The organism is Paenibacillus sp. J31R109 (assembly GCF_059692055.1).
This window is the reverse complement of sequence record NZ_JCAUAR010000025.1, coordinates 25,750-44,557: the sequence shown is the minus strand read 5'-3', so window position 1 is coordinate 44,557 and position 18,808 is coordinate 25,750. Positions and strand designations below refer to the sequence as shown.

Here is an 18,808-nt window from a genome sequence, read left to right as displayed (position 1 = left end):
ATCCCCTTATATTTTTATTCGTGTAGCTATATGTTAACTGCTAACCCTTCACTGCGCCAACTAGCATTCCTTTAGTGAAATACTTTTGGATGAAAGGGTACACAGTCACAATTGGAAGTGCGGTCAAGATGACACCTGCCATTTGAAGTGTCGCCCCTGGAACGGTCTGTTCCAGATTAATTTCGGATGACAGCGAAGCATTTAATATATTGCGTAACACCACTTGCAGTGGATATAAGGAAGAATCCGTTATATACATAATCGCATTGAAAAATTCGTTCCAATGCATCACACCATAGAAGGTGCTGATCGTTGCAATAACAGGAAGCGACATCGGTAAAATTACGCTGAGCAGAACTCTACTCTCTGAAGCACCGTCTATGCGAGCAGCTTCAATTAAGGATTCTGGAATATTTTCAAAAAATGTCTTCGTAATCAATAAGGAAAATGTACCTACGGCTGTTGGGATAACCATGGCCCAAATCGAATTCAACAGCCCTGTTGCCTTCACGATTAAATAGGTAGGGATAATTCCCCCACTAAACATCATCGTAAACATGATGAGAAATAAAAGCAGTGAGCGTCCTGGCAGCGTCTTCTTGCTAAGTGGATAAGCCATTAATACGGTCAGCGCAACATTGATGAGTGTTCCAATTACCGTAACAAAGAACGATATGCCGTAAGCCCTTGGGATGGTTGATGTTTTCAAAAATAATGCATAGGCCTCGAATGTCACTTTTTTCGGTATGATCGCAAATCCGCCGTTCTTCAATACTTCGCTGAAGGGAGTCAGGGATACCGCTAGCACGTATAGCAACGGGAATAACACGCACACGGATAATAGCAGCAGAATCGCATAGATCACACTGCTAAACAGCCGCTCCTTCCAATTCATTACCATATACTCCCCCCCGATCGCTTCGCTAAGCTATTTGCCCCGACGACTAAGATTAAAGCAATCAGCGATTTAAAGAGGCCTACAGCTGCGCCAAGACTGAAGTTGAACTGTTCAAGGCCTGTTCGAAACACCCACGTATCGATAATATCGATTTTTTCATACACTTGGATGTTGTACATCACATAGATCTGTTCAAAACCAGCGTCTAATATCGTCCCTAAGCGTAAAATAAACATCAGGATGATCACATTTCGGATTCCCGGCAACGTAATGTGCCAGATCATCCGAATTCTTCCTGCACCGTCTACTCTCGCCGCCTCATATAACGTTGGATCGATACCCGCTATGGCAGCCAAATACACAATTGCGCCCCAGCCTAAGTTTTGCCAGAGGTCTGTTCCTACAATTAAAGAACGTATATATTCGTTGGATGTCAGGAAAGGCACTGCTTTCAGGCCGACATCTTTGAGCATCATATTGATTAGACCATCTGCCTCCGAGAATAGAGAAAGACAAATCCCATAAATAATGACCCAAGAAATAAAATGCGGCATATACAAAATGGATTGAACCACATTGCGAACGTACTTCCCACGAATTTCAGATAATAAAATAGCGAGCAGAATAGCCGGAGGCATAAGCCATACGAGCTTATACACACTGACTAACAACGTATTGGTCATGATTTGCCCAAAGTAAGGAGAATCATAAAAGTATTTAAAATGCTTATACCAGGGATTCGCCCACGGACTGTTTACGATCCCCTCCGTAATGTTAAAATCTTTAAACGCAATAACTGCCCCGTACATAGGTAAATATTTGTAAATGATAAAATAAATAATTCCTGGCAGTAACATAAAGTAGTGAACCCTATGAAGGTGCATCAACTTTAGTAATCGGATTAACGCATTCTCACGCTCACGCACCCTTTCACGATGTACAACGATCTTTTCCATAAAGTCACCTTTCTTCTCGATCTTGCATGCATGCTTGGAATCGATGGATTGCCCTGATCATAATGGATGCCTTGCAGGGTTGCATAGTTCTGAATCTACAGGTGGTTCTGAAATGAACGATTCCTAGGTTCTGCTTCTCATACCCAGTTTGAATACTCACAATTCGCGTTTACCGTCTTGCAATTTAGGCATGGCGCATCCACAATACAAATAGGTAGAAACTATACGAACCTAAACTCACATCTTGGGGGAGCGTCAGATGCTAAAGCTGAATCGCATGCAAGGTTTATATGTGCGAATTTTTTTATTAGTGGCTTGTTTGTTTTTGACGATGGCCAGTCTATATTCTTATTACTTAACGAGTCAAATTTCAAAATATGCCATTAATGAAGTTAATGACGTTGCTTCTATTAAGATTACGCATGTGAAAAATAGTATGGAATTAATTCTTCAACGGTTAAAAATTAATAGCACGAACTTGTATCAAAACCGTAATGTGGGTTATTGGCTAGCAGCCCAAGAGAGAGATACCTACCTGGATCACTTAGTGGATTTATCACTTATCGACTTCAAAGCCTCCGAGCGACTTGTAAAAGAGGTATATCTCTTCAATCCCGCTACACGGGAGATTCTGGCCGCAAATGGCGGCTCTAGTCCTTTTAATGGATTTAGCGATCAAAATTTCATCCAAAAAATTATCCAAAAGCCAGAAGGACCTCTTCAGTTCTCGAAGCAAGTGTTAAATGGCCATCCTGAGATTATGCTCTTTTTCCCAAGTGAAGACATCAATGTCACCCAACAAGGACGATTAGCCGTTGTATTAGATCAGAAGCTCCTTACTGAAGAACTTTTGCTAGATAACAATGAGTTCCAAAGCAAGCTGTTGGTCCTTGATTCAGATAACTCCCTGTTAATGGGCGACATCAACCATACCTTTGAGTCAGCGTTTCATCGCTTTTTAAGCGGTACTAACAAAGGCAGCCATCATCTACAGGAAGATAATGCTGTCGTTGAAGGCTTTGATTGGAAATATGACGGGCAAGAGTGGGGCGTTCAATCGATCTCCTTAGCAGGAGATCACTGGAAGTTGTATCTGGTATCCCCTTTAGGCATATGGAAAGACAAGCTATTTAACTTGAATTTGAAGATTCTAGGTTCATTTTTTATCATGATTGCTTTCTTATTGGTGTTACTGTATTTTCTGTCCAAGCAGACATTTAAACCCTTTGTTGAGGTGCTCCAAAAAATTCGCAGCTATTATGGCGGAAATAAATCAATGGAAGACGATATGTCGTGGTATTCACTAAGTAAAGGCTACAAGCTAATCCATTCGGGGTTTGATACGCTTGTGGATCGTGTCGAGGAGCAAGACCGTTCAATTAAAAGCAGCGGTCATATTGTCAAAGAGGAACTGCTTCGTCAGTGGATTTTAAGTAACAAGATCACCTCCTCATTGAAGGAAGAGCTGGGTCAGATGATCCAAATTAATCTCGATGAGCCGATTCGGTTTGCTGTTTTTCGTATTGAAAATTACAGTAAATTTAACGCCAACTACAGTTTCCAATCACGTAAACTGATGAAATTTGCTATGCAGAATATTATCAGCGAGGTTGTGATGAACTACGGTTTAACCTCGGAGTCCGCGGACTTAGGCTCTGACCATATCGTGATGCTCTTTTCTTCACAGGAGTGCGAACAACAATCGGAGACAACCATCGTTAAAATTTTGGAAGAAGCCAAGCTTCAATTAAATCGCTGGATTGATATTCCCGCAGTGGTTGGACTCAGTGAATCCACTACTTCCCCTGCCGTAGATATTTACAAGGTATATCAATCCGCCTACGAATTATCTAAGCTCAGTTTTATTACTGGCGATAACCTTATTTTCAGGCAAAGTGACCTCCGTACTGTCGTCAAAGAAGGGCAAGTCAGCGGGCTGGATATTGACCAGCTCATTACATTCATTCAGTCTATACGTGTGCGTGACAAAGACGCTGTTCTTAAACAGCTGCATACGTTGTTTGAAGAATTAAAAGTCTTGCCTGCCAATGAATCTAAACTGCAGCTTACTCAGCTCCTGTTCACTTTGCAGAAATCTTTCAAACAAATTCAAGGTCTCCTTGCCATGGAGGATATCGAGCAAAAATTAAATGAATTCACGAATCTCCGCGAAATTCAGGTCTGGCTTGAACAATTGCTGCTTAACCTCATGGAAGACATGTCGAATCGTCATGCACAAAAGGAAGAGGTGTTCACCGATATCCTCACCTATATTGCCAATCATCTGCATGATCCCATGCTGACGATCGACGATATTGCCCATCATGTCTCTTTATCTGTGAACTATGTACGGTTAATTTTTAAAGAACACTATCAATTTTCTGTTTCAGACTACATTCTAGAGAGCAGAATTGAAAAGGTGAAGGAACTGCTCTTGGAAACCAATTGGTCTATCGTTGAGATCGCTGCCCAGTCCGGCTTTCAATCCAAAAGCCACTTTTTTACCGCTTTTAAGAAAGCAACTGGAATGACACCCACTCAGTATCGTGAAAAGCGAGGCCAAAGCTAGCCGCGAATCCTGAGATGTCCCGTCTCGCAAGGGGACATCTTAGCAGTTGACGATGTGGGCGCGGATAACAAAAACACGCTTCTAGACGCAGAGCCCTGCATCTATAAGCGTGTTTACCTATCTAACGCTGCTAAACCTACCCCTTCACAGCCCCCGCCGTCATGCCCTTCATGATCTGCTCTTGGAACAGCAAGAACACAACAATCGTTGGAAGCACGGCAATGGCCAGCGCAGCCATGGTCAATTCGTAATCCGTCATGTACCCCGTTGCGAAGGCGGACAAGCTAAGCGGTACCGTTTTAAGCGCAGGCTTACTAATAAAAACAAGAGCGAAAGCGAAGTCATTCCAGAATCGTAGAAAGCCCAGAATGGCAACGGTAGAAAGCGCTGGTACGCTTAGCGGAAGCATCATGCGGAAGAAAATACCCCAGTAGCCCGTACCATCAATCAGCGCGGCCTCTTCGATTTCTTTTGGAATACTGACTAAGTACGCAGCTACAATGAAAATCGCTAAAGGTAATTCGAATGCAACATAGGGCAGCACTAGTGCGCCGTACGTGTTCAACAGCCCTATTTTTTTCATGATGATAAATAAAGGTACTAATGTACTGTGAATTGGAATGAGCATACCTAACAGGAACAGCCCTGTAAAGAATGCCTTCAATTTGAACTCAAACCGTGCGATCACAAAGGCTGCCAAAGCGCCTAGAATTAGCGTTAACACTAAGGAAGCTACCGTTACAACCGTGGAGTTCCATAAAGAAAGTCCCATTCCGGAAACTTTCCAAGCGCGGACGAGGTTATCCCACTTCCACACGGTTGGCAGCAGAAAAGGCCGGGAATAAAACTCTTCATTTGATTTAACGGCGCTAATAAATAACCATATTAATGGATACAACGTGACCAGTGCATATAAGGAAAGAACGGCATTGATCGCACCGCGCGTCCACACTTTGCGTTGTTTAGCTCCAGCGGGAAAACCCGTCTGCATCGCTACTACCTGCTTCATAGCTTTCCCTCCTACAAGAGATGAATGATTTGATCTGCCTAACGATAGTCTCGCTTCATTAAATATTGACTGCCCACGATCAGAAGCAAACTTAGAATAATAATCGCTGTGGATAACGCGCTGCCGAATCCGAAACGATATACATTGAAGGTACTGTTATACATATAGGAAGCCAGCAATTCCGTGGAATGCGCAGGGCCGCCGCCTGTCATGACGTAGATCAGATCGAACGCTTTCAAAGAGCCTGAAATACAAAGCACGATCGCTACCTTCACCGTATCCCAAATCATGGGCAGTGTGACAGCAAATAGCTTGCGAACCGGTCCGACGCCATCCAATTGAGCAGCATCTTCGATTTCAGGAGAAATATTTTGTAAGGCAGCAATGAACATAATCATGTAAGGACCAATATAATTCCAGATGATCGGCACCATCAGTGCGAACATCGATACTTTCGGATCGGAGAGCCAAGCTTTCTTCCAGCTATCAAGGCCAATGCCATCCAGCAAGAAGTTCAGAATACCGATTTGCGGGTGGTAGATGTATCCCCAGATAATCCCGACAACGACAGAGGACAATACCATGGGCATAAAGACGGAAGCACGAATGATTCGTTGAAAAGGTGTACTACGCATCAAGAGAAGCGCTAGGATCATCGCGATCGGCACTTGCCCAAAAACAGAGGCGGCAACGATAAGCATGTTATTTTTAAAAGCTTTCCAAAAGATCGGATCTGTAAAAACTTCGATATAGTTATCCATCCCAATAAACTTCGCTGCGCCAATGCCTTTCCAGTCAAAAAAGCCATAGTACGCCGACCAGAACAGTGGTACGACAACAAAAAACAAATAGATGATTAAGGCTGGAAGGAGCCCTATGGTGATGAATCCTCTCATTCTTGCGGACACGTTCATGATGCCCCTCCTTGTAAGCTTTTTTTGGAAAAAAGGCTCCAGCCGAGCTGAGGCTGGAGTCCTTTGTGCATAACCTTATTTGCCAAGTGCTTTCGCTTGCGCATCTTGCACTTTCTTAGCAACATCCTCTGGCTTACCGCCCATCAGAAGCTCTTGAAGTCCATTGTTCACGACATCTGCGCTTGAGGAGCTTAGTCTGCCGTCGTAGACAGGCGTCATTTTTACAGTGCCCATCATTTTGTAAACTTCGGCGAATAAGGAAGATACTTTTGTCGTATCCAAAGCAACTTTATAGCTCACGAGCTGATTGCTTTCCAAAATCGCTTTCTGCGCTTCAGGACCGGACAAAGCATAAATCAATTCATATGCAGCCGCTTTTTGTGCGCCAGTTACTTTTTTGCTCATACCTAGACCTGTTCCAACAACACCCGATAACGTATTCGGATCACCCTTACCATTCGGTACAGAAGGCAATACGGTAACAGCCATATTCGCTAAAGCTTCTTTCGAAGCGTTCGCTGCCAGGTTAGGAAGAGCCCAACCACCATCAATCATCATTGCCGCTTTACCTTGAGCGAACATTTGTTCCATCTGCGTATTATCAATGCTGTTGAAACCTTCTTGGAAAGCACCGGCTTTACCAAGCTGTTGTAAATACGTCAGGGATTGAACGAATTCTGGATCCGTGAACTTCGCGCCATTTTGATCAACAGCTTTCAAGAACCACTCCGTTCCTGTCACACGGTCAGCCAATGAGCTTAAGATACTGGATTGTGCTACCCATGCTGCTTTATTTCCAAGCGCAATTGGCGTGACGTTGTTCTTTTTGAACGTATCCACCAGCTTCATCATGTCATCCCATGTTTTTGGCGGTTGTACATTATATTTATTGAAGATCTCTTTGTTGTAATAAAGGATAGATGTAGGCGATAAGGCCATTGGAGCCGCATACGTTTTGCCAGAAATGGTGAAATCGTCGAAGGAACCTGGCATAAAGTTGCCCTTCCACTCTGCTTTACTGTCCAGAAGTTCATTGATCGGTTGGATCAAGTCACCACCGACGAACTCCTTCGTCATTACGCCTGGCCACATAACGAACAGATCCGGCATTTCATTAGCTGCTGCTACGGTTTTCAGACGCGGGCGGTACCCATCGGGTGGAATCCCTTGAATATCCAACTCCACGTTCGGATGATCCTTCTTGAACTTCTCCATATATTCGCGCATCGTTTTGGCACGTAAATCTTCGCCTGTATAGTTATGCCAAATGGAAAGCTTTACTTTCTCACCAGGCTTCGCTGTCTCTGTTTTAGCTGGTGCCGTGCTGCCTTGTGCTCCATCTGTCGTTCCGTTCGACCCACAACCTGCTATCAACGAAAGTGACATCGCAGCCGCCAGTGTAACGATAAATGACTTTTTCATTCGTTCGGACCTCCTAAAAGTTTCGTAGCAACTAGCTCCTTTACTTGCGAGCGCTCTTCGTTACTCCTTTAGTATAGGCGACATTCGTCTGCCAAGGTACGGGAGAGACTTCGGTACGAAGGGGGACATATTTCAGCCTTTGCCACCTTGTCGAAACTCGGATGGTGTTCTTCCCGTGTGCTTTTTGAACTGCTGCGTAAAGTATTTGATATCCTCATAACCCACGCGTCTGGCAATATCGCTCACTTTCATTTGCGTGCTCTGCACAATATCCGTAGCTAGCTTCATACGTTCCCGAGTAACAAACTCAATATAGGTGCAGCCGGTCTCCCGCTTAAATACCTCACTGAAATGATTGGGATTGATATGGACGAAACCTGCAACTTGCTGGAGCGATATGGGCTGATGCAAGTTATCCCGAATGTAGGCAATCGCCTTATGGATGTAGGCATACTTATTCTGATCAAGTCCCTGATGGAAGATGTTCATGATCGCTGACAGCACCTTGAACACTTCCTCTTCAGGACGTCCTTCCCCCTCTAGCTTCGAGAGTGCGCTTAATGCCGATAGATCCAGCTCTGTCGTACTGGCTCTCTCTAACCAACGATGTCCAGCTACCACCAGAGATTGTATGTATCCTTGGACGGAAAGCGGTGTAGCCGCATGATCCTCCAGCTGTGTGCGAACCTTCTGATTGACCCAGTGTCTGAGGTCCGTCGCATTGTCATTCATGAGTATCGCGGCAAGCTCAGACTCCTCTTTCTCCGTACACACCGTGCGGCTCCCGCTTCGGTCACGAATATCTTGGGGCGTGTAAAGTCCCGTTGAGCCCAGCAGCCCTTGATAGGCGAAAACTTCCTTGGCAGCACGATAGGACTCACGTAGTCCCTCATCATCATGCGCAACGGGCCCAAGCGCAGCGAAAACAGCGCATTTGAGTGTTTCAGTGACACGTTGGAGCGTTTTCTGCAACCCCGCGGCATCGGTAACCCCAGCTTCATATCGAACGATCATGATGAAATGATCCTTTTGCATTAGCGTTACACAAGGGAGAAGTTCGTACAACATATTCTCTGCGGCTCCTTGCAGCAGATTAGCGAACGTGACCCAACCCGTACAGGAGACAAGAAGCACTTGCCTTGCTATCCGCTCGCTATCATCCACCGAGATGTCGACCCCATTTTTGAAAAACCACTGATGCAGTTGAGCGCGCGCCTCATCATCATCGTGCAGGCCACGATTCAGAGCCCTTTCTAGCAATTGTGTGCGCAGCGCGGCCTGTCTGCGATTATCCTGCTTCAACGACTCCCATTTATCCATAATGTTCTGCTTCGCTTTCAACGCCGCTTTAATAATCTCTTCCGGACGGCTGGTTTTCAGCAAATAATCCGTTACACCGCCGCGCAGAGCCTGCTGCGCATAGTTAAAATCATCATATCCCGTGAGTATAACAATCTCCGTATCCGGTAGAATGAGCTTAATTTCCCGAGCAAGTTCAATCCCATCCATCCCTGACATCCGAATGTCGGTCAAAACAATGTGGGGCTTCTCCTGCGGAATGCGTTCCAAAGCCTCCTCCGCTGATGAAGCTGCTGGCAGCAGCTCCAATCCAAGCTCTTTCCAATCAATCACGGTACATAGACCGGTTCGAATAATAACCTCGTCATCCACGATTAGAATTCTCATACCGACGACTCTCCTCTCTCACGCGGAATTAGGAATGTAATTCGTGTACCTGTTCCCAGCGCACTCTCCAGAACTAATCCTGCCCCCGCTCCATAATGCAGCAGTAACCTGCGATGAACATTAATGAGTCCATAGCTAGTCACAACTTTCTTCCTCTCTTCATCCGCCTCACTTCGAATGCCGAGCTTCTGATTAGCCGAAGCCAATTGTCCATGAATATCTCTTAGCTTCGTTTCATCCATCCCGATTCCCGTATCCTCCACCACAAATTTCATATCATGCTCACGCAGCTCGCCGTGCACATAGATATGTCCTTTGGTTTTTTTCTTCTGAATGCCGTGTATCAGACTATTTTCAATCAAGGGTTGAAGCAGCAGCTTGAGCATCACACTTTGTGTCATCCCCGGGTCGATAAAGAACTCAATCTCGAACTGCTCTGGGAAACGAATCGCCTGAATGTAAGCATAGTTCTGTGCATGGGACACCTCTTGCTGGACAACACAGAACTCCTCCCCCTTATTTAAGCTAAAACGTAAAAAATCACTGAGCGCGCCAACCATCTCGGCAATTTGTCGATCCTTATTCATCAAGGCAATCCAGTGAATAGATGACAAGGTGTTATATAAAAAGTGCGGATTAATCTGTGCTTGCAGCGCCATAATATCCGCCTCCTTCTTCATCGCTTCGTTCAGCTGAACTTGATCCTTCAGACGGCTGATCCGGTCGCTGAGCTTATTGTAGCTGTGAACGAGCAGGCCCACTTCATCTACGCTTTTCACTTCAAACGTAGGAATCGTCTCATCTGGATTCAGATCCTTTAAGTATTTGGTCAACTTCATCAACGGATTCGTCACCCATCGCAAGAAATAAATAACCAGCACCATCGCCAGCAAGAGCGCGATGAGGATCGTGATAGCCGTTACCGTCAGCACGAAACCATTTTGCTTTTGATAAATTTCGGTCGGAATGAATCCGACTAACTTCCAGCCCACACGAGGAATTCCGTTGTAGAGAACCGTATAGGGATGCATGCCTCGCAGCACATTCGAAACACCGCTTGTTTCTGTAATGCCTTGCAGATTTGGGAATACCTCGGACATATCCTTCATTAGCCACTTCGAATCACCGCCAGCAATAATCCGATTATTCGCGTCGACCAAGACGACAAATCCGCTCGTTTCCCAGCCCGCATCCGTCAAATAATGCTCAATCTCTGATTGATCCAGGGAAAAAGATAAGATGCCTAACGTTTTAAATAGGCTGAAATCCCGAATGGGTCTGACCAGTGAAATCACCTTTCGCAAACCGTCGGAGGTTTGAATGTCATAGAGCGGTGACCACCACTTAGGCGCAGATTTATGCACCATCTCGTACTGCTGCAAAAGTGGCGCTAATCCTGAATTCATGATCGTCGTAGTAAATAACGCAGGATTGCTATTTTTCGGCGTAATCGTAATGTTTGCAATATACTTTTTGGAATAGGATAAGTTCCATAAGGTCGCGATAAGCTGCGAATATAGATTGATATCGCTTTCTTCCTTGCCTAAGTAAGACTGAACATCTCGTTGACCGATCAGAAAGATCGACATGTTCTCGACGTCCTGAATAACAAAATCGAGCTTATCCGTCATCTGCTTCAGGGTATTCATCCCTGCTTGCTTCGCTTTATCTTCCGTGACCGAGGTTGCAATCCGATAAGAGACCGTTCCCATCGTAAGTAAAGGTAAGACAACTGCGAATAAAATTAGCAATGAGAGCTTGCGATTGAGTGATTTGGCAAACCACCGCTTCATGGGAGATCCTCCATTCATCTAGCACATCCATCTTCTGGTAACACATAGCATTCCTCTTACCATGATCTTTTTACCATAGTATCATGAGCAACACTGGAAAATCATACTTTTTTTTAGCCTAACAAACTTTTTGTTTGACATTCGAAAAGTTTGTGTTACCATTTTGCTCAGAATAACCTACAAGCTGTGAGGAGGATAACCGGTATGGAATCCATTCAGGATGAATTCGTATTTTTGGCTGATTTGGTGACTGGTCTTGCCGCTCAATTTGGCGAGAACTGCGAAGTCGTACTGCACGATTTGACGGGTTCCTATGAGAGCACCATCGTCGCCATTGCCAACGGTCACATCACGGGACGCAAAGTCGGAGATCCTGGCACAAATCTTGGTCTTGAACTGCTGCGAGGCAATCATGTAAACGGCAACAAATTTAACTATTTGACCCAAACGAAGGAAGGCCGCATTCTGCGCTCCAGCTCGATGTATATGAAGAATAAAGCAGGCAAAATTATCGGTTCACTTTGTATCAACATGGATATCACGGACCTTATGGTCGCCGAGAAAACATTAAAAAACCTTATCAACCCAGGTGAGCAAACGGAGATCAAAGAATCCTTCGTTACGAGTGTTAGCGACCTGCTGGATGCCCTAATTCAAGAAGCACAAGAAGTCATCGGCAAACCCGTTGCCGTCATGACCAAAGAAGATAAGATGCGTATGATTCAGCTGCTCGATGCCAAGGGTGCTTTTCTGATAAAAAAAGGCGGCGAGAAAATTTGCACGTATCTCAACATCTCCAAATACACCTTGTACAGCCATCTGGAAGAAGGTAAAAGCAACGCGAAAGAGAGTGAATCCCTATGACCATCTCCCTAGAAACGCCTTGTGTCCTTATTGATACAGAAATCATGGCACGGAATATAGCAACCATGGCAGAGCGTGTTCAGCAGCATGGTGTTCAACTGCGTCCGCATGCCAAAACACATAAGCTTCCCGTTGTCGCCCATCAACAAATCGATGCAGGTGCCGTCGGCATAACCGTGGCGAAAGTTTCCGAAGCCGAAGTCATGGCTGCGCATGGGATTATGAATATCTTTATCGCTTATCCATTGGTGACTGCGAGTAAGATTGAACGAGCCATTCGTCTTAGCGAGGAGATCGAGCTGCTCGTGGGCGTAGACAGCTTGGCCGGCGCCAAGCTGATGGAACAGATCGCGGCCAAGCATGGTCATACGCTGCAGGTTCGGTTAGAGATTGACACCGGTCTGCGCAGAACCGGTGTGCCGTATGAAGCGGCGGAAGCGCTTGCCATGGAGATTGCGGGCATGCCGCACCTGCGGCTAACCGGCATCTACACGTTCCGCGGTGCCCTGCTTGCCGGCAAGCCCACGCTCGACGTGGCAGCAGCCGGTTTGGAAGAAGGCCAGCTCATGGTCCAGCTGGCCGAACGCCTTAGAGCCGCTGGCATCGCCATCGCGGATGTCAGCGTGGGATCGACGCCGACGGCACTGTATGCGGCGGCAGTCCAAGGGGTGACGGAAGTTCGTCCCGGCACCTACGTCTATCAAGACCGGATGCAGGCGCAGCTTGGCGTCTGCGGGCTTGGGGACAGCGCCGGCAGCGTGCTCGTCACGGTCGTGAGCCGTCCTTCGGCGGATCTGGCGATCATCGACGGCGGCAGCAAAACCTTCGCCACCGATGTGCAGCCAGGCACGCATCCCTTGCAGCTGCGCGGGTTCGGCCATATTCATGGCCTGGAAGATGCCCTGCTCGTGCGCATGACCGAAGAGCATGGCATGATCGAGCTTGGCCCATTGGCGCAAGCCGCTGACCTGAAAGTCGGCGACCAGCTGCGCATTATTCCGAATCATATTTGCAGTACCATTAACCTGCACAATCATGTTGTCATGCAGCGTGGAGACACATTCGAACGATTGCCAGTGCTTGCACGGGGCATGTTGGAATAAATTCCGGAGGTGAAGACTTGATGTTGGATCTTATTTTGAAAAACGGCCGCATCGTCGATGGCACAGGAAATCCTTGGTTTGCCGGTGATGTCGGTATCCAAGGGAACCAGATCGTCGCTGTTGGTCAGCTTCATGAGGAAGCTTTGAAGGTCATCGACGTGAACAAACAAGTGATCTCACCTGGCTTTATTGATGGGCATTGCCATTCCGATCTTATGATTTTCGATTATCCGCACAGTGAAATCAAAATGCGACAAGGCGTTACCGCCGAAGTCGTCGGCAACTGCGGACTCGCTCCCGCTCCCTTTGTCCCCTCTCAAGCTGAGCTGCTTCAAAGCTATGTGCAGCCTGTGCTCGGTCAGACCAAATGGCAATGGCCATGGGAATCCGTTGCTGAATATATGGAAGCCGTTGCTAATTCGCGTCCATCTGAACATATGGCAACTTACGTTGCGCATGGGGCACTGCGTATTGCGGTGATGGGCTTTGCCAATCGTCCAGCAACTGGGCCCGAAATCGCACAGATGAAAGCAATGCTCGAAGAAGGTCTGCGAGCTGGCGCGATTGGCTTCTCCATCGGGCTGCTCTACGCGCCGGGCAGCTACACGAGCAAAGAGGAAATTGCTGAGCTCTGTTCTGTCTTACCGAAATATAACGGACTCTTCTCTACACATATTCGCGGTGAGGGCAACAATCTTTTGCCTTCTGTGAAAGAAGTCATTTGGATTGCCGAAAAAGCCGGCGTTTCCCTCCACATCTCTCACCTCAAGGCAGCTGGCAAGCGCAATTGGGGGCAAATTACCGATGCGCTAGAGCTCATTGAAGATGCGCGCTCACGCGGCATGGATGTTACATGCGATGTGTATCCGTACAATGCTGGATCCACCAGTTTAACGACAATTCTCCCTCCATGGGTGCTCGAAGGCGGCATAGAAAGTGCGCTTGAGGTGCTGCGAGATCCCTCGCTTCGTGCCCGTGTTCGTGAAGAATTAAGCCACGAACAGACGACCTGGGATAACCTAGTCTGTTCCACAGGTTGGCAAAGCGTGTTCCTTTCCGCCATGCACACGGAACGCAATCGCCATCTCGAAGGCAAACACCTTGCCGAGATTAGCGAGATTCGCGGGCAGGAGCCAGCCGATTGTATGATGGATCTCCTTTTGGAAGAAGAAGGCCGCATCTCCATCGTCTACTTCCACATGTCTGACGAAGATGTACAGCAAGTTGTTGCTTACGATAAATCGCTCATCGCTTCAGATAGTCTCACTTGTGACACTGGGAAGCCGCATCCCCGCTTATATGGGACGTTCCCTCGTGTATTCGCGAAGTACGTTCGCGAGCATCGCATTCTGACCTTGGAGCAGGCGGTACGCAAAGTGACATCCTTCCCTGTTCAGCGTTTCAAGCTTGGTAAGCGAGGATTGATTGTTCCTGGCTACATCGCGGATGTGGCGGTGTTCAATCCCGATACCATTCAGGATCATGCGACATTCGAGAATCCAAGGCAGTATCCAGATGGCATCTCGCATGTTGTTGTGAATGGCGCACTATCATTGACCGGTGGTCAACACACGCAAGCGCGGGAAGGCAGCTTCATTCGCGCACAGCATTGCTGTCGTCATTAATCTTTTTGAGCAAAATCTTATAACAAACACCTAACTTTGACTTGGAGGTCATCCCTATGTCCGTTATCGAAAACCGTTTGCAAGAGCTTGGTATCACACTTCCCCCATCCCCAGAAGCGCGTTTCACCTATCTCCCATGTACGCAAACCGGTAACTTAATTTACTTATCAGGACAAGATTGCCGCATCAACGGTGAGCTCATGTACGAAGGTAAACTCGGCCGTGAAGTTACCATTGAGCAAGGTCAGGAGGCAGCTCGTCAGACCATCATCAACTGCTTAGCCGTCATGAAAGGCTATTTGGGCGACTTGGATCGTGTAGTCAAAATCGTAAAAATGCTCGGCTTCGTCAACAGCGCCTCCGGTTTTGGTGACCAGCCTTATGTCATCAATGGCGCTTCCAACCTTCTCGTTGATATTTTTGGCGAAAATGGCAAGCATGCCCGCTCCGCAATCGGCACTAGTGATCTTCCTTTCCACACGCCAGTGGAAATTGAGCTCATCGTTGAAATCCGCGACTAACTATATAAATGACACATTATTCTATTGGCACTATCCCCTTCACTCAGAACCTCCACTGGTAGTGGTGGCCTGAGCCTAGGGGATAGTGATGACAGGTTCTTCTTCAGCCACTATACCCTTCGCTCAGAACGTCCACTGAATAGAGGGACACTGAGCCTAAGGGATAGTGATGATAGGTTCTTCTTCAGCCACTATCTCCTTCACTCAGAACGTCCACTGGTAGTGGTCACCTGAGCTTAAGGGATAGTGATGATAGGTTCTTCTTCGGCCACTATCCCTTTCACTCAGAACCTCCACTGAATAGAGGGACTCTGAGCCTAGGGGATAGTGATGATAGGTTCTTCTTCAGCCACTATACCCTTCACTCAGAACCTCCACTGAATAGAGGTCACCTGAGCCTAAGGGATAGTGATGATAGGTTCTTCTTCAGCCACTATCTCCTTCACTCAGAACACCAACTAAAACAGAGGTCACCTGAGCCTAAGGGATAGTACTGACAGCTAATCTTGAACTATGATAAATGGGTAAACAAAAAACAACCTCCTACTTCAACTGAAGTCGGAGGTTGCTTCTTTTATAGTCCCACTGCTGCACCCTTCTCCAGCCGCAGAATTTGTTTCTCGCCCGTTTCCGCCAATTCGCGGAACTGCGCAATCGTTTCGCGCATCTTCGGAAGCGCTTCTTGCTTGTAGGTGCTGATTGCATGCAGCGCTTCAAAGCTGTCAACGAAGGCTTTCTTCAGGGAGTCCGCCGAAATACTGGCTGCAATGGCACCTTTATGAATGTCGACACCTTGTTGCTTCAGCATCTGACCCGTATGTTCAATGAATGTATTCGTTGTTGTATATAAGGCATTAAGCTGTTTCAGCACCACTTTTTGATTCGCTAAGGCACTCGCAGCTGTTACAGCGACCCGTAATGCTGCAACTGTGACTGTACTCGCTCGATCAACGCCACGGATAAGCTCTTTATTATTACGAATAACTACCTCAAAGGTAATGAAACCTTGTTGATTGACGGCCATCATGGCTTGCATATCTAGCGTTCTCTGACGAAGTGGGAAGAGAATCTCTTCTGTAATGAATTTAATCTTCTCTGGGTCGTCGTTTCTTGCTTTGGCCAGAGCGATTTGGGATTCAATCGATTCATCCATATAGGCAACTAATTGGATCTCTTTACGAAGCCTCTTGGTCAGCTCACGAAGTGCGTGTTGTTCAATGAGAAGTGTCGTATTGTCATCCTTCAGTCCCATTTTACCCTTATTAAGCATCTCGATAATGTTGGCAATAACAACATCGGCTTTATCAAACTGATGAAAATAAGCTCTCATCGGGTTGAACAATTTTCCTAGAAACCCACGTTTCGCGAAGTCGATACCGCTGGGATCGAGGTCCTTCATTTGCATCTGAAGCTCGCCAAGCCCTTGCGCCACGACGCCCCCCTCATCCCCCGCTTTGGAAAGCTTACCTACGGTTACATGAAGCAAAGCATTTTTCTCCGAGGAGGCTCGCATAGTCTCCAAGCCGAAGTTTTCGACTGTTGCGAGAATTTGTTTGCGTTTCTCCAAAGAATCAAGGTCCAGCTCCATAATGGTTAGAACATTTTTTTCGGCTTGTGCTTTTAGCTTAACGACTTCCTCCGGAACCGGCCTCACCTGCTCCTCAACAACGGCTTTCAGTTCTTCATCCCCTGCTATTTCCATCGAAAATGACAAATCGAACTCCCCCTCTGAACGGTATTAGTTACCTTACATTTGGACGTTGAGCAGATTGCTTATTTTATAAACAACATCATCTGTGTCTGCATTAATGCTCGCTGCTTCGTTGATGCTTGAAATATTCTGAAGCGCCTGAATATCTGCATTGTAACCAATCGTGTAGATGGGGATATGATAGCTTTCAATCATACCTTGAATATCTTTTAACGAATGACCTGCATTGGTTTCTCCATCACTTAATACGAAAATCAGCGGTTTCACATTAGGATCTGCGGCCATGTAATCCTGTAACATTTTCATCGCTACGACGATGGCATCGAAGGTTGCGGTCCCCCCGCCTGCTTGCAGACTATTCACAGTACCTACAAACAGCGATTGTTGATTGGTATCATACTTTGCGATTGGAAGATTAATGGTCACCCCGTTCGAGTAGGAGACGAGACCGATTCTATTTTCTTTGCCCAGGTATTTCTGCCCCTTGAGCAGGGATTCTTTCAATCGACTGATTGGTTTACCGTCCATACTGCCCGATACATCCGTCACAAACACTGCTGCAAGCGGCTTGCTGCCATTTTTCTTTTCTTTCCAGACTTTTTGCGCGGAAGTAAGTATATTGCCATCCATGATTGGGAGATCATTTTTATAATTTTCGAGTCCATTAAACCCTTTTTCTTTAGCAGCTTGTTGATATTTGGCTTGTGCAATAAATTCGGCAAATTGGTTAATCACATTAAGTTTCGATGCTGGCAGATCCCCAATCGCGTAGAGAGGACTGTCATGACGATAGCCAAAAGGTGTAAACATATAGTCACTCGTAAGCTCCGGTGCATTCTGAAAGGTTTGGTATTCTAGCACGAAGCCATCCAGCATCCCAGACTTAGCGGCATCCCGCATTTGAAGCGTGGTAGACGCGATGAAAGGGACGTTCGTTTGAAACTTCTCGAAGCCTTGTATAGCCTTCTCACTAATTGGATTAGCGCTATCAAAGGTACGTAAAGCCGTTACCAGAAAGTTAAGACCTGTTGAGCTCGCAAAAGGGTCCGTGTAGCCCATGGCAAAGTCATTTTTGGCAATCGCCTCGGTCATCGTTTGAACATTGATCGGACCGTATTTTTCGACTAACGTATCGTACTTTTTCTTTGAAATCACAATGCCGGGCACATTCCCAACAAGTCGTTTGGCAACAAGCTGTGTTTTTACGCCAGCCGCCTTAACCATCTCGCCCCAAAGCTCATTCGAAGGTGTATAGGCATCCGGCAGGTATGCACCTGATTTGATATAGTCCGCCGCTGTCCCGGAAGCGATATTACGGATTTTAACTGACGCAGGCCTTCCATTCACTTGAATTTGGGCTTTATTAAAAGCATTCGCAACATCCGTTAACCAGCCGTCAACGCCACTGCCGGATTTCTCAGTCGAGGAGAATATTTCCACAAAGTTGTCTGTCGTATTGTTCACGGTTATCGGGAATTTCGAAATATCCGGTAAGGATGAGGCCACATCCGCGGGATTAATATCAATCTGACCCTTGACTGGCGTTCCGTTCGTCACAGAAATTTTCGAATAGGCTTTGCTCAATTGTTTCGCAGCATCTTCTGCCGTAATTTGCAGATCTGTTTTGCCTAGATGGGTCGTGTAGCTAACGCCGGCATAGACGGCAATAAATACAATTATGATTAAAAAGACAGATAGCAGGAAGAACTTACTCTTTTTCATAGCTAGTTCACCTCA

14 protein-coding genes are annotated in these 18,808 nt (G+C 46.4%); 5 read left to right on the top strand and 9 right to left on the bottom strand.

Going from position 1 to position 18,808, the window contains the following annotated elements:
- Positions 1-40 precede the first annotated feature (40 nt).
- The gene (locus AC58QT_RS32620) at positions 41-901 is read right to left on the bottom strand and encodes a carbohydrate ABC transporter permease (RefSeq protein WP_497412618.1); all 861 of its coding nucleotides are present in this window, start codon (positions 899-901) and stop codon (positions 41-43) included.
- The gene (locus AC58QT_RS32615; RefSeq protein ID WP_497412617.1) at positions 895-1,854 is read right to left on the bottom strand and encodes an ABC transporter permease; all 960 of its coding nucleotides are present in this window, start codon (positions 1,852-1,854) and stop codon (positions 895-897) included. Before AC58QT_RS32615 ends, AC58QT_RS32620 begins: the two co-directional genes overlap by 7 nt.
- A 259-nt stretch (positions 1,855-2,113) precedes the next feature.
- Between AC58QT_RS32615 and AC58QT_RS32610 the strand changes: the two genes are divergently transcribed.
- A complete protein-coding gene (locus AC58QT_RS32610; protein WP_497412616.1) occupies positions 2,114-4,423 on the top strand; it encodes a helix-turn-helix domain-containing protein in 2,310 nt (769 codons plus the stop codon).
- A 136-nt stretch (positions 4,424-4,559) separates the two neighbouring features.
- Here AC58QT_RS32610 and AC58QT_RS32605 read toward each other — a convergent pair whose 3' ends face one another.
- The 5 genes from AC58QT_RS32605 to AC58QT_RS32585 all read right to left on the bottom strand — a co-directional run bounded on the left by AC58QT_RS32605 (position 4,560) and on the right by AC58QT_RS32585 (position 11,247).
- A complete protein-coding gene (locus AC58QT_RS32605) occupies positions 4,560-5,414 on the bottom strand; it encodes a carbohydrate ABC transporter permease (protein ID WP_497289173.1) in 855 nt (284 codons plus the stop codon).
- A gap of 56 nt (positions 5,415-5,470) precedes the next feature.
- Positions 5,471-6,346, bottom strand: a complete 876-nt coding sequence (locus AC58QT_RS32600; RefSeq protein WP_497412615.1) for a carbohydrate ABC transporter permease — start codon at positions 6,344-6,346, stop codon at positions 5,471-5,473.
- Positions 6,347-6,421: 75 nt separating this feature from the next.
- A complete protein-coding gene (locus AC58QT_RS32595) occupies positions 6,422-7,768 on the bottom strand; it encodes an extracellular solute-binding protein (protein ID WP_497412614.1) in 1,347 nt (448 codons plus the stop codon).
- Positions 7,769-7,900: 132 nt separating this feature from the next.
- On the bottom strand, positions 7,901-9,454 hold the full coding sequence (locus AC58QT_RS32590) for a response regulator (protein ID WP_497412613.1): 1,554 nt from the start codon (positions 9,452-9,454) through the stop codon (positions 7,901-7,903).
- Positions 9,451-11,247 carry a sensor histidine kinase gene (locus AC58QT_RS32585; RefSeq protein WP_497412612.1) on the bottom strand — a complete coding sequence of 599 codons (1,797 nt, stop codon included), beginning with the start codon at positions 11,245-11,247 and terminating at the stop codon, positions 9,451-9,453. The genes AC58QT_RS32590 and AC58QT_RS32585 overlap by 4 nt, the downstream gene beginning before the upstream one ends.
- A 204-nt stretch (positions 11,248-11,451) precedes the next feature.
- Here AC58QT_RS32585 and AC58QT_RS32580 point away from each other — a divergent pair, with 204 nt between their 5' ends.
- Genes AC58QT_RS32580 through AC58QT_RS32565 form a run of 4 tightly spaced genes read left to right on the top strand, consistent with a single transcriptional unit; the run spans position 11,452 to position 15,360 of the window.
- A complete protein-coding gene (locus AC58QT_RS32580) occupies positions 11,452-12,111 on the top strand; it encodes a helix-turn-helix transcriptional regulator (protein ID WP_497412611.1) in 660 nt (219 codons plus the stop codon).
- Positions 12,108-13,214, top strand: a complete 1,107-nt coding sequence (locus tag AC58QT_RS32575) for an alanine racemase (protein WP_497412610.1) — start codon at positions 12,108-12,110, stop codon at positions 13,212-13,214. Before AC58QT_RS32580 ends, AC58QT_RS32575 begins: the two co-directional genes overlap by 4 nt.
- Before the next feature lie 20 nt (positions 13,215-13,234).
- Entirely contained in the window at positions 13,235-14,839 is a 1,605-nt protein-coding gene (locus AC58QT_RS32570; RefSeq protein ID WP_497412609.1) for an N-acyl-D-amino-acid deacylase family protein, read from the top strand.
- Between the two features lie 56 nt (positions 14,840-14,895).
- Positions 14,896-15,360 (top strand): RidA family protein, encoded by a 465-nt coding sequence (locus AC58QT_RS32565; RefSeq protein ID WP_310502577.1) that lies wholly within the window; start codon positions 14,896-14,898, stop codon positions 15,358-15,360.
- A gap of 574 nt (positions 15,361-15,934) precedes the next feature.
- On the opposite strand, the gene AC58QT_RS32560 is transcribed toward AC58QT_RS32565, so the two are convergent.
- Positions 15,935-17,074 carry a toxic anion resistance protein gene (locus tag AC58QT_RS32560; protein ID WP_497289141.1) on the bottom strand — a complete coding sequence of 380 codons (1,140 nt, stop codon included), beginning with the start codon at positions 17,072-17,074 and terminating at the stop codon, positions 15,935-15,937.
- Positions 17,075-17,107: 33 nt separating this feature from the next.
- Positions 17,108-18,793, bottom strand: coding sequence for a vWA domain-containing protein (locus AC58QT_RS32555; RefSeq protein WP_497412608.1), 1,686 nt, complete (start codon positions 18,791-18,793; stop codon positions 17,108-17,110).
- Between the last annotated feature and the right edge of the window lie 15 nt (positions 18,794-18,808).

Coding starts and splice junctions, on each gene's coding strand:
- AC58QT_RS32605 (WP_497289173.1), bottom strand. CDS start 5,414: ATGCAGACGGGTTTTCCCGCTGGAGCTAAACAACGCAAAGTGTGGACG.
- AC58QT_RS32555 (WP_497412608.1), bottom strand. CDS start 18,793: ATGAAAAAGAGTAAGTTCTTCCTGCTATCTGTCTTTTTAATCATAATT.
- AC58QT_RS32585 (WP_497412612.1), bottom strand. CDS start 11,247: ATGAAGCGGTGGTTTGCCAAATCACTCAATCGCAAGCTCTCATTGCTA.
- AC58QT_RS32615 (WP_497412617.1), bottom strand. CDS start 1,854: ATGGAAAAGATCGTTGTACATCGTGAAAGGGTGCGTGAGCGTGAGAAT.
- AC58QT_RS32600 (WP_497412615.1), bottom strand. CDS start 6,346: ATGAACGTGTCCGCAAGAATGAGAGGATTCATCACCATAGGGCTCCTT.
- AC58QT_RS32620 (WP_497412618.1), bottom strand. CDS start 901: ATGGTAATGAATTGGAAGGAGCGGCTGTTTAGCAGTGTGATCTATGCG.
- AC58QT_RS32580 (WP_497412611.1), top strand. CDS start 11,452: ATGGAATCCATTCAGGATGAATTCGTATTTTTGGCTGATTTGGTGACT.
- AC58QT_RS32595 (WP_497412614.1), bottom strand. CDS start 7,768: ATGAAAAAGTCATTTATCGTTACACTGGCGGCTGCGATGTCACTTTCG.
- AC58QT_RS32565 (WP_310502577.1), top strand. CDS start 14,896: ATGTCCGTTATCGAAAACCGTTTGCAAGAGCTTGGTATCACACTTCCC.
- AC58QT_RS32590 (WP_497412613.1), bottom strand. CDS start 9,454: ATGAGAATTCTAATCGTGGATGACGAGGTTATTATTCGAACCGGTCTA.
- AC58QT_RS32610 (WP_497412616.1), top strand. CDS start 2,114: ATGCTAAAGCTGAATCGCATGCAAGGTTTATATGTGCGAATTTTTTTA.
- AC58QT_RS32570 (WP_497412609.1), top strand. CDS start 13,235: ATGTTGGATCTTATTTTGAAAAACGGCCGCATCGTCGATGGCACAGGA.
- AC58QT_RS32575 (WP_497412610.1), top strand. CDS start 12,108: ATGACCATCTCCCTAGAAACGCCTTGTGTCCTTATTGATACAGAAATC.